Genomic DNA, 9,738 nt, shown 5'->3' on the forward strand with positions numbered 1-9,738 from the left:
CCTTAATACCTCAATCCATCAACTCTGGAGTCCTCTCATGAAGGTCTTGGTTCCCGTCAAACGCGTTGTGGACTACAACGTCAAAGTCCGCGTCAAATCCGATGGCACTGGTGTCGACATCGCCAACGTCAAGATGAGCATGAACCCGTTTGACGAGATTGCCGTCGAAGAGGCGACCCGCCTGAAGGAAAAGGGCGTGGTGACCGAGGTCATCGCCGTCAGCTGCGGCGTGCTGCAGTGCCAGGAAACCCTGCGCACCGCCATGGCCATCGGCGCAGACCGCGCCATTCTGGTTGAAACCGCAGAAGAACTGCAGCCACTGGCCGTCGCCAAGCTGCTCAAGGCGCTGGTCGAAAAAGAACAGCCCCAGCTCGTCATCCTCGGCAAGCAGGCCATTGACGACGACTGCAACCAGACCGGCCAGATGCTGGCTGCGCTGCTGGGCTGGCCCCAGGCCACCTTCGCTTCCAAGGTTGAAGTCGAAGGCGGCACCGCCAAGGTCACGCGCGAAGTCGACGGCGGCCTGGAAACCCTGTCGCTCACGCTGCCGGCCATCATCACGACCGACCTGCGCCTGAACGAGCCGCGCTACGTCACCTTGCCCAACATCATGAAGGCCAAGAAAAAGCAGCTCGACAACGTCAAGCCCGAAGACCTCGGCGTCGATGTCAAGCCGCGCATCAAGACCCTGAAGGTCAGCGAACCGCCCAAGCGCAGCGCCGGCATCAAGGTGGCCGACGTGGCCGCCCTGGTGGACAAGCTCAAGAACGAAGCCAAAGTCATCTAAGGAGTTGATTCAAATGACCGCACTTGTAATCGCAGAACACGACAACAACTCCATCAAGCCAGCAACGCTGAACACCGTCACCGCAGCCGCCCAGTGCGGCGGCGACGTGCACGTGCTGGTGGCCGGCAAGGGCGCCGAAGCCGCCGCCAAGGCTGCTGCCGCCATCGCTGGCGTAGCGAAAGTCATCCACGTGGACGGCGAACATTTCGCCCACGGCCTGGCCGAGAACATGGCCGCACAAGTGGTAGCCATTGCCTCGGCTTATTCGCACATCCTGTTTCCCGCCACCGCGTCGGGCAAGAACATCGCCCCTCGCGTGGCCGCGACGCTGGACGTCGGACAGATTTCCGACATCACCAAGGTCGACGCCGCCGACACCTTTGAGCGCCCGATTTATGCCGGCAACGCGATCGCCATCGTGCAAAGCCTGGACGCGACCAAAGTCATCACCGTGCGCACCACAGGTTTCGACGCAGCTGCTGCCACCGGTGGCTCCGCAACCATCGAAACGCCTGCAGGCGTGGCTGACAGCGGCAAGTCGACCTTCCTCGGTTCCGAAATCGCCAAGAGCGACCGTCCCGAGCTGACGGCAGCCAAGATCATCGTCTCCGGTGGCCGTGCCATGGGTTCCAGCGAGAAGTTCAACGAAGTGCTGACGCCTCTGGCCGACAAGCTGGGCGCGGCCCTGGGCGCTTCGCGTGCTGCCGTCGATGCAGGTTACGCCCCCAACGACTGGCAAGTGGGCCAGACCGGCAAGATCGTTGCGCCCCAGCTCTACATCGCGGCCGGCATTTCCGGCGCGATCCAGCACCTGGCCGGCATGAAGGACAGCAAGGTCATCGTCGCGATTAACAAAGACCCTGAAGCGCCGATCTTCAGCGTGGCCGACTACGGCCTGGAAGCCGACCTGTTCACGGCTGTGCCTGAACTCGTGGCGGCCCTGTAATCCGGTTTCAGGCCAGCACGACGTGAATGCGACGCGGCAACCGGGCCAATCCGGCATGAGGCCAGGCGCATGCATCGCCTTGATGCTGGCGGGCCTGCTCCTCACTGCGTGCGCGGGGCTTGACCGCAAAGTCGAACAGGTCAGCGTCAAGTCGGACATCAAGGAGCCTGTGACGTCTTTGGCCCTGGTTTTTGTGACCCCCGAGTGGGCCAACCAAAATCCGGATCTGGTCAAAGGCTACAGGCTCTCGGGTGTTCTCGACAACCGCCTGATGAACCAGAGCGTTGGGCACGCCGCAGACTTCATGCAACTCAACGGTGTTCCCGCAAAGTACGCAGGCACGTTCGGCCAGCGCTCCAATATCAAGGGCGTGCTGGGCGAATGGTCCGGCCAGGGTTACAACACGCTGCTGTTTGTTCCGGTGGGCTCTACCGTCACCTCTCAGGGCCATGAAGCCCGCAGGGGTTCTACCCGCTACCGCGTGACGCTGTACAGCAAGAAGCTCGTGCCCATGCTGGAGTTTCAGGATGCGTTTTACGCCTCGGCTCCGGATTCGGGTCATGTGGACTTGATGGCAGCGGGCTGGCTCAATGCCCTGATGGACAACGGTTATGTCGTGCGGAAATCCGAAAAACTGGTGGAACCTCCAGTTCGTGATTTCTCGCCGTAGATTCGCGAGAAGAGGCCGCGTGGCAAACGGCCCCCGACGCCTGGTACAGGCCAAGCAGCAGGCCATCGCGGCACAGCTTTTAATGGCCCTCGCCGCGCAATAAATTAATTTTCGGAGACAAAAAATGACATACAAGGCCCCCCTCAAGGACATGCTGTTTGACATCAAACACCTGGCCAATATCGAACAAATTGCGCAAATCCCCGGCTTTGAAGAAGCCGGCTTCGACACCGCGCAGGCAGTGCTTGAAGAGTGCGCCAAGTTCAACGAAGGGGTTCTGGCGCCGCTGAACCGCGACGGAGACATCAACCCGTCCAGCTGGAAAAATGGCGAAGTCACCACGACGCCAGGCTTCAAGGAGGCCTTCCGCCAATACGTTGAAGGCGGGTGGCAGGGCCTGCAGCACCCGGCCGATTTTGGCGGCCAGGGTTTACCCAAGACCATTGGCGCGGCCTGCGGCGAAATGCTCAACTCCGCCAACATGAGCTTTGCCCTGTGCCCGCTGCTGAGCGATGGTGCCATCGAAGCGCTGCTCACGGCCGGTTCCGACGACCTCAAGGCGGTCTATCTCGAAAAGCTGGTGAGCGGCCAGTGGACAGGCACCATGAACCTGACCGAGCCGCAGGCCGGCTCTGACCTCGCCATGGTGCGTAGCCGTGCCGAGCCGCAGCCCGACGGCACGTACAAAGTCTTTGGCACCAAGATCTTCATCACCTATGGTGAGCACGACATGGCCGAGAACATCGTGCACCTCGTTCTCGCCCGCGTGACGGGCGCGCCTGAAGGCGTCAAGGGCATCAGCCTCTTTGTCGTGCCCAAGTTCATGGTCGGCAAAGACGGCGCACTCGGCGCGCGCAACGACGTGCACTGCGTCAGCATCGAGCACAAGATGGGCATCAAGGCATCGCCCACTGCCGTGCTGCAGTACGGCGATAACGGCGGCGCCGTGGGCTATATCGTCGGTGAAGAAAACCGCGGCCTCGAATACATGTTCATCATGATGAACTCGGCACGCTACGCCGTCGGCATGCAGGGCATCGCGATTGCCGAGCGGGCCTACCAGAAGGCCGTGGCGTTCTCCAAAGACCGCGTGCAAAGCCGCCCCGTCGATGGCTCCATCAAGGCCAGCGCCCCCATCATTCATCATCCTGATGTGAAGCGCATGCTGATGACCATGCGCGCCTACATTGAGGGCTGCCGTGCGATGGCGTCCGTGGCGGCTGCGGCGTACGATGCGACCCATCACCACCCCGACGCAGACGTGCGCAAGCAGAACCAGGCGTTTTACGAATTCATGGTGCCGCTGGTCAAGGGCTACAGCACCGAGATGAGCCTGGAAGTTACCTCGCTGGGCGTGCAGGTGCACGGCGGCATGGGCTTTATTGAAGAAACCGGCGCGGCCCAGTACTACCGCGACGCCAAGATCCTGACGATCTATGAAGGCACAACCGCCATCCAGGCCAACGACCTGATCGGCCGCAAGACCTCGCGCGACGGTGGTCAGACGGCCAAGGCGATTGCAGCGCAGATCGAAAAAACCGAAAGCGAACTGCTCAAGCAGGGCAGTGCCGACGCGGTAGCCGTCGCCAAGCGACTGAAGGCCGCGCGTGAAGCGTTCATCGACGTGGTCGACTTTGTCGCCGGCAACACCAAGGCCAGCCCCAACGCCGTGTTTGCCGGCAGCGTGCCTTACCTCACGCTCGCGGGCAACGTGGTGGCCGGCTGGCAGATGGCGCGTTCGCTGCTGGTGGCGCAAGAGCAAATCGAACAAGGTGTCGATGCCGCCTTCATGCAGGCAAAGATCACCACTGCGCGCTTTTACGCCGACCACCTGCTGACCAAAGTACCCGGCGTGCGCGACAGCATTGTGGAAGGTGCGGAGAGCGTCACGGCGCTGGCCCTGGACGCGTTCTGATCCCGTACAACTTGCTACTTATTTGATAGCTGCTTGCGCCCGTCAATAAAGGGCTGAAGCATGTTTTTCTTAGAACAACAGAATAACAACGGAGCCACCATGTCCAGACTGCCAGGCGCACTGAACAATCTGCCTTTGCCCATCATCGGCTCACCGCTCTTCATCATCAGCAACCCGAAACTGGTGATTGCGCAGTGCAAGGCCGGCGTGGTCGGTGCCATGCCCGCGCTCAACGCAAGGCCCGCATCGCAGCTTGATGAATGGCTTGCGGAAATCACCGAGGCTCTGGCTGCCCACAACAAGGCTCACCCCGACAAGCCCGCCGCACCTTTTGCGATCAACCAGATCGTGCACAAGTCCAACGACCGGCTAGAGCACGACATGGAGATGTGCGTGAAGTACAAAGTGCCCATCTACATCACCAGCCTGGGCGCGCGTGAAGACATCAACGCTGCCGCCCACAGCTACGGCGGCGTGGTGTTGCACGACATCATCAACAACAAGTTCGCGCGCAAGGCGATTGAAAAGGGTGCCGACGGCCTGGTTGCCGTGGCTGCTGGTGCGGGCGGCCACGCGGGCGTCAAGAGCCCGTTCGCGTTGATCCAGGAAATCCGCCAATGGTTTGACGGCCCGCTGGCGCTGTCGGGCGCCATCTCCACCGGCGGCGCGGTGCTGGCCGCACAAGCCATGGGCGCCGACTTCGCCTACATCGGCTCGGCCTTCATCGCGACGGACGAAGCGCGCGCGGCCGACGCCTACAAGCAGGCCATCGTTGACGGCAACTCCGACGACATCGTCTACAGCAGCCTCTTTACCGGCGTGCACGGAAACTACCTCGCGCCATCCATACGTGCTGCCGGCATGGACCCTGAGAACCTTCCCGAAGGCGACGTCAAAACCATGAACTTCGGCGGCGGCGAGGGCAGCAAGTCCAAGGCCTGGAAGGACATCTGGGGCTGCGGCCAAGGCATTGGCGCTGTCAACAAGGTCCAAAGCGCCGCGGCCTTTGTGGACCAGCTCAGGCGTGAGTACGAGCAGGCGCGCCAGCGCGTCTGCGCTTAAGCGCCATTGCTACCCCTGAGCTGAGCTGCGCCTGAAACGCCCGCCTTGACCACCGCGACCCGACGCTTTCCCGGCATGGATGCCCTCAAAGGGCTGGCCTGCGTCCTGATCGTTTTGCATCACCTGGCCTTTTACGGCCCGATGTCGGACGTGGTGCATCCGTTTGCACCGGCCCTGATGGACTGGCTTTACGTCTACGGCCGCATGGCCGTGCAGGTGTTTTTGGTCGTGAGTGGTTTTCTGGCAGCGGCCTCGCTTGCGCCACAGGGCGTGGCCGTGTTCGGCGCATCCGGCGCCCTGATTTTTCGACGCTACTGGCGGCTCGTCAAACCTTATGCGGTCGCACTGGCCGTGAGCGTGCTGGTGGCGGCGATGGTCAGGCCCTGGTTTGCGCACCATTCCGTGCCGGAGACTCCCACAGTGCACCAGTTGCTGGCCCATGCCCTGCTGCTGCAGGACCTGCTGGGGCAGGACGCGCTTTCTGCCGGTGTCTGGTACGTGGCCATCGACTTCCAGCTTTACGCCATGGCTGTGCTCATTTTTGCCTTTGCCCGCCGGTTCCTGTTTCAGCCGCACAGTGGCGACGCAATACAAAGTACGTCAGTTTCCGCACCCCTGGGCGTGAGCCTCATCCTGCTGGTCGCTTTGGCATCGCTGCTGTTTTTCAACCGCTGGCCGGCCTTTGATGTCACCGCCCTTTATTTCTGCGGCTCTTATGCCTTGGGCATGCTGGCCTTCTGGGCCTCCAGCCGGCTTGGCGCGCGGCGCAACTTCTGGCTCCTGACATTGGCCGTCATGGGCGGGCTGGCCCTGTCCCTGGATTTCAGGGGGCGGCTTGTGGTCGCGCTGGTCACTGCCTTCGGGCTGGTCGGGCTGACGGGACTAGCGTCATACCCCTGGACGGTGCGCTGGCTGCAGCAGCGTGGGCTGGTGCAGCTGGGGCGCATGTCCTATTCCGTGTTCCTGATCCACTTTCCTGTGTGCCTGCTGGTCAATGCCATCGTGAGCCATTTCTGGCCTGCGCAGCTGGTGGCCAATGTGCTGGGACTGTTGTCGGCTTTTCTGCTGTCGCTGCTGGCGGGCTGGGTGCTGTACCAGTCCGTAGAATTGCGGCCCTTGCCTTCCGGGCCGAACTGGCTGCGCCGCTTTTATACCCATTAAAAACGGCCGTAAGCCTTTCTGGGTGAGCGCAAGCAGCTATCGAATTAATAGCGAATCACCCTGAACTCACCGCACTGTTTCGGCGGTTCATCCTCCGGCTAACGCCTGAACATTTCCAGCTTCAACGCGGCAGGCTCACCCAGCCATGAGGCGTGCGTGGTGTGGTCGGCCAGGTCGTCGCCGGTCAGCCCATGCACAAACACATCCAGCCCGCCGCGGTGTTCTTCGAGCCAGGGGATAACGCTGTCGAACGCGGCGCGGTCAAATGCCAGCTGGCAACTCCAGTGCGGGTGCGGTCCCACTTCGCGTTCATGCACCCGCCCCACTGCAACCCCGAAAAGCGCACCAGCCTTTTCACACAGCGCGCGCGCCTGCTCAACGGTGCCGTGCCCGAAATACACGTGGGCGTGGTAGCGGTCATAAAGGTTTTCAGGTCGCTGGATCATGGTGGAACGGAAGGAAAAAGAGGAAGGGGAAAACGGAAAAGGGACGATCAATTCGCATTGGATGAGGCCTCAGGCATCCTCCAGAAACGTCAGGGCCGGTAGCGGTACACCGGGGTTTTCTTCGCGGGCTTTCGCGTGCGTCTGCTGCATGCGTTGCCGGCAATGCGCCAGGTCTTTTACCCGAAACAGAAAAAACACCTCGGCCGCATCATCCGTGTTTTGCCACAAGTGCTCCAGCTGCATGCCTTGCTTCGCATGTTCGTCCGCGTCTTTTTCCAGCTGCTGTCTGACGGCGGCCAGCGGCGCGCCGGTGAGTTTTGCCAGTACGTGTGCCATGGGGTATCTCCTGCTTTAAACCCATTATTGCGGGCACCTGCTGATGACATTTGCAAAAGGGTTTTTGTTTGAATATACTGTATTTATATACAGTATTTGTCGCTGACTTCGATGGATGCTGCGTGACCTCAATCATTCACTTTCATGTCCGACGCCATCATCCCCATCAATGCCATCAAGGGCCGGGGCACTGCCACGCGCACGCCGCACCGATTTGAAAAAGATGTGCGCGACGCGTGGGACGACGGATGGGGAACGCTGGAAGAAAGCCAGGCGGGCGACGTGCCTCGGCTGGAGACCCAGGTCACGTTTGAAACCGCGCGCAGCGCCATCAGCAAAAACGATTCGCCCGACATCCATTTTGATTATTCGGTCAACCCTTACCGTGGCTGCGAACACGGTTGCGTGTACTGTTATGCGCGGCCCACGCACAGCTACCTCAATCTTTCGCCGGGCCTGGACTTTGAAACCCGGCTCATTGCCAAGCGAAATATCGCCGAGGTGCTGCGCGCCGACCTGGGCAAGCGCAGCTACGTCCCAAAGCTGATCAACATCGGCTCGGCTACTGACTGCTACCAGCCCATTGAACGCGAGCTCAAGTTGACGCGTAGCGTCATCGAGCTGATGCAGGAAGTGGGGCAACCCTTTTCCCTGGTCACCAAGTCCAGCGGCGTCGAGCGTGATCTTGATTTGATTGGTTCCATGGCCGACCGCAAGTTGGCGGCCGTCTACGTGACCATCACCACACTCGATGGCGAGGTTGCGCGCAAGCTGGAACCCCGCGCGGCGGCACCGTACCGCCGTTTGCGCATTATTCGCACGCTCGCAGAGCGCGGTGTGCCGGTGGGCGTAAGCCTGGCGCCGCACATCCCATTTGTGACGGAAGACCTTGAACAGGTGCTGGAAGCCGCCTGGGAAGCGGGTGCGCGCTCAGCGTTCTACCACGTCATACGGCTGCCCTGGGAGGTTGCGCCCATCTTCAAGGAGTGGCTGGGCTTGCATTACCCGCAGCGCGCAGCGCGCATCATGGCGCATATCCACGAGATGCGCGGAGGCAAGGATTACGACAGTAATTTCGCCACACGGATGAAAGGTTCGGGCCTATGGTCCGACCTGGTTCGCCAGCGTTTCCAGAAAGCCACCAGCCGGCTGGGTTTTAACCGCGAGCGCGTAGAGCTGGACTTGACGCAGTTCCGGCCACCGGGCGCGGTGGGGCAGGGCAGCCTGTTTTGAAATGGTCCGCAGTCACCGTGGTTTATCACGTGATGGCTATAGTCCAAAGAAACTTGCGCTGACCCGCCGCAACCGCGCGGCGGAACGTTCCCGTTCTTACCGTCTGACACTAAAAGGAATTACCTTGGCACTCGACTGGAAATATTCATCGGAAGGCATGGGCGCTGCGGATTGGGAAGAACTTTCGAATCTCTACCGCATTGCTCCTTTGGGTGACAAGAAGCCCGCCGACCTCCAGGTCGTCTTTTCCAACAGCATGTTCAAGTGCTTTGTGTATGAGGGCAGCAGGCTGATTGCTGCCGGCCGCGCGGTGGCGGACGGCAAGGACTGCTCTTACATCTGCGATATCGCGGTGGCACCGGACCGCCAGGGTTCCGGCATGGGCAAGGACATGGTTGCGGCACTGGTGAAGCTTTCCAGCGGCCACAAAAAAATCATCCTGTACGCGGTGGCTGGAAAGGAGCCGTTTTACCGCAAGCTCGGCTTCAGGCGCATGCTGACCGCGATGGCGATTTTTGCAAATGCTGAGCAGGCGATGCAAAGTGGGTTGATCAGCGACGACTGAAGCGGTCAAACAGGCCGCTACCCCTCATCACCTTATCACCCTAGCGCAAATAGCTGCGGTTCAGGCGCACTTCAAGCTTCTTTTGCAGGGTTTCAAACGAAGCGCTCATGGCCCAGTAAATACCCGCTGCTGCCAGGTACAGCGGAAACGGCTGGAAGGTGGTGGCAATCACTTCCTTGGTCGCCAGCATCAGCTCGCCCACGGCAATCACCGACACGAGCGAGGTGTCCTTGATCAGGCTGATCAGGCTGTTGGAAAGGCTGGGGACCGCCAGCCGCAGTGCCTGCGGGCCGACAACATAGCGCAGGGTTTGCGCCTGCGTGAGGCCCAGGCTGCGAGCGGCGTTCCACTGGCCGTGTTCCACACCATTGATCGCGCCGCGGATGGTTTCAGACAGGTAGGCGCCCACGTTCAGGCTCAGGCCCAGGATGCCCGCGCTGATCGGGTCAAACTGGATACCGATGCTGGGCAAGCCGAAGTAGATGACGAAGAGCTGCACCAGCAGCGGCGTGCCACGCATGCAGCTGACATACAGTGTTGCAAACTGCGAAAGTACCGGCACCTTGGCCAGCCGCGTGACGGCCACCACGGTGCCGATGATGGCACCGAAGAAAACA

The 9,738-nt window shown here is 61.0% G+C and carries 11 protein-coding genes; 8 read left to right on the plus strand and 3 right to left on the minus strand.

Annotated features, from left to right (window positions below; genetic code table 11):
* Nucleotides 1–37: 37 nt before the first annotated feature.
* From AC1D0Z_RS12030 to AC1D0Z_RS12055, 6 genes are all read left to right on the plus strand, one after another.
* Nucleotides 38–787 (plus strand): electron transfer flavoprotein subunit beta/FixA family protein, encoded by a 750-nt coding sequence (locus tag AC1D0Z_RS12030; RefSeq protein ID WP_477658481.1) that lies wholly within the window; start codon nucleotides 38–40, stop codon nucleotides 785–787.
* Nucleotides 788–800: 13 nt separating this feature from the next.
* Nucleotides 801–1,733 carry an electron transfer flavoprotein subunit alpha/FixB family protein gene (locus AC1D0Z_RS12035; protein WP_477658482.1) on the plus strand — a complete coding sequence of 311 codons (933 nt, stop codon included), beginning with the start codon at nucleotides 801–803 and terminating at the stop codon, nucleotides 1,731–1,733.
* Nucleotides 1,734–1,788: 55 nt separating this feature from the next.
* Nucleotides 1,789–2,403: a hypothetical protein gene (locus tag AC1D0Z_RS12040; RefSeq protein ID WP_477658483.1), complete on the plus strand. Its 615-nt coding sequence runs from the start codon at nucleotides 1,789–1,791 to the stop codon at nucleotides 2,401–2,403.
* A gap of 124 nt (nucleotides 2,404–2,527) precedes the next feature.
* On the plus strand, nucleotides 2,528–4,318 hold the full coding sequence (locus AC1D0Z_RS12045) for an acyl-CoA dehydrogenase (protein WP_477658484.1): 1,791 nt from the start codon (nucleotides 2,528–2,530) through the stop codon (nucleotides 4,316–4,318).
* Nucleotides 4,319–4,417: 99 nt separating this feature from the next.
* Nucleotides 4,418–5,380 (plus strand): NAD(P)H-dependent flavin oxidoreductase, encoded by a 963-nt coding sequence (locus AC1D0Z_RS12050; protein ID WP_477658485.1) that lies wholly within the window; start codon nucleotides 4,418–4,420, stop codon nucleotides 5,378–5,380.
* 45 nt (nucleotides 5,381–5,425) lie between these two features.
* Nucleotides 5,426–6,541: an acyltransferase family protein gene (locus tag AC1D0Z_RS12055; protein WP_477658486.1), complete on the plus strand. Its 1,116-nt coding sequence runs from the start codon at nucleotides 5,426–5,428 to the stop codon at nucleotides 6,539–6,541.
* A gap of 98 nt (nucleotides 6,542–6,639) precedes the next feature.
* On the opposite strand, the gene AC1D0Z_RS12060 is transcribed toward AC1D0Z_RS12055, so the two are convergent.
* Nucleotides 6,640–6,987 (minus strand): DOPA 4,5-dioxygenase family protein, encoded by a 348-nt coding sequence (locus AC1D0Z_RS12060; protein WP_477658487.1) that lies wholly within the window; start codon nucleotides 6,985–6,987, stop codon nucleotides 6,640–6,642.
* Between the two features lie 69 nt (nucleotides 6,988–7,056).
* On the minus strand, nucleotides 7,057–7,323 hold the full coding sequence (locus AC1D0Z_RS12065) for a hypothetical protein (RefSeq protein WP_477658488.1): 267 nt from the start codon (nucleotides 7,321–7,323) through the stop codon (nucleotides 7,057–7,059).
* 144 nt (nucleotides 7,324–7,467) lie between these two features.
* Here AC1D0Z_RS12065 and AC1D0Z_RS12070 point away from each other — a divergent pair, with 144 nt between their 5' ends.
* Together AC1D0Z_RS12070 and AC1D0Z_RS12075 are read left to right on the plus strand one after the other, a co-directional pair.
* Nucleotides 7,468–8,556, plus strand: coding sequence for a PA0069 family radical SAM protein (locus AC1D0Z_RS12070; protein WP_477658489.1), 1,089 nt, complete (start codon nucleotides 7,468–7,470; stop codon nucleotides 8,554–8,556).
* A gap of 1 nt (nucleotide 8,557) precedes the next feature.
* Entirely contained in the window at nucleotides 8,558–9,121 is a 564-nt protein-coding gene (locus AC1D0Z_RS12075) for a GNAT family N-acetyltransferase (protein ID WP_477658490.1), read from the plus strand.
* Nucleotides 9,122–9,161: 40 nt separating this feature from the next.
* On the opposite strand, the gene AC1D0Z_RS12080 is transcribed toward AC1D0Z_RS12075, so the two are convergent.
* A partial coding sequence (locus AC1D0Z_RS12080; RefSeq protein WP_477658491.1) for an amino acid ABC transporter permease occupies nucleotides 9,162–9,738 on the minus strand: 577 nt, incomplete at its 5' end.

The sequence above is a fragment of the Polaromonas sp. P1_E3 genome (assembly GCF_056405935.1).

What these genes read in the sequence shown, in the direction of transcription:
- AC1D0Z_RS12030 (WP_477658481.1), top strand. Translation starts at nt 38, where the DNA reads ATGAAGGTCTTGGTTCCCGTCAAACGCGTTGTGGACTACAACGTCAAA.
- AC1D0Z_RS12035 (WP_477658482.1), top strand. Translation starts at nt 801, where the DNA reads ATGACCGCACTTGTAATCGCAGAACACGACAACAACTCCATCAAGCCA.
- AC1D0Z_RS12040 (WP_477658483.1), top strand. Translation starts at nt 1,789, where the DNA reads ATGAGGCCAGGCGCATGCATCGCCTTGATGCTGGCGGGCCTGCTCCTC.
- AC1D0Z_RS12045 (WP_477658484.1), top strand. Translation starts at nt 2,528, where the DNA reads ATGACATACAAGGCCCCCCTCAAGGACATGCTGTTTGACATCAAACAC.
- AC1D0Z_RS12050 (WP_477658485.1), top strand. Translation starts at nt 4,418, where the DNA reads ATGTCCAGACTGCCAGGCGCACTGAACAATCTGCCTTTGCCCATCATC.
- AC1D0Z_RS12060 (WP_477658487.1), bottom strand. Translation starts at nt 6,987, where the DNA reads ATGATCCAGCGACCTGAAAACCTTTATGACCGCTACCACGCCCACGTG.
- AC1D0Z_RS12065 (WP_477658488.1), bottom strand. Translation starts at nt 7,323, where the DNA reads ATGGCACACGTACTGGCAAAACTCACCGGCGCGCCGCTGGCCGCCGTC.
- AC1D0Z_RS12070 (WP_477658489.1), top strand. Translation starts at nt 7,468, where the DNA reads ATGTCCGACGCCATCATCCCCATCAATGCCATCAAGGGCCGGGGCACT.
- AC1D0Z_RS12075 (WP_477658490.1), top strand. Translation starts at nt 8,558, where the DNA reads ATGGTCCGCAGTCACCGTGGTTTATCACGTGATGGCTATAGTCCAAAG.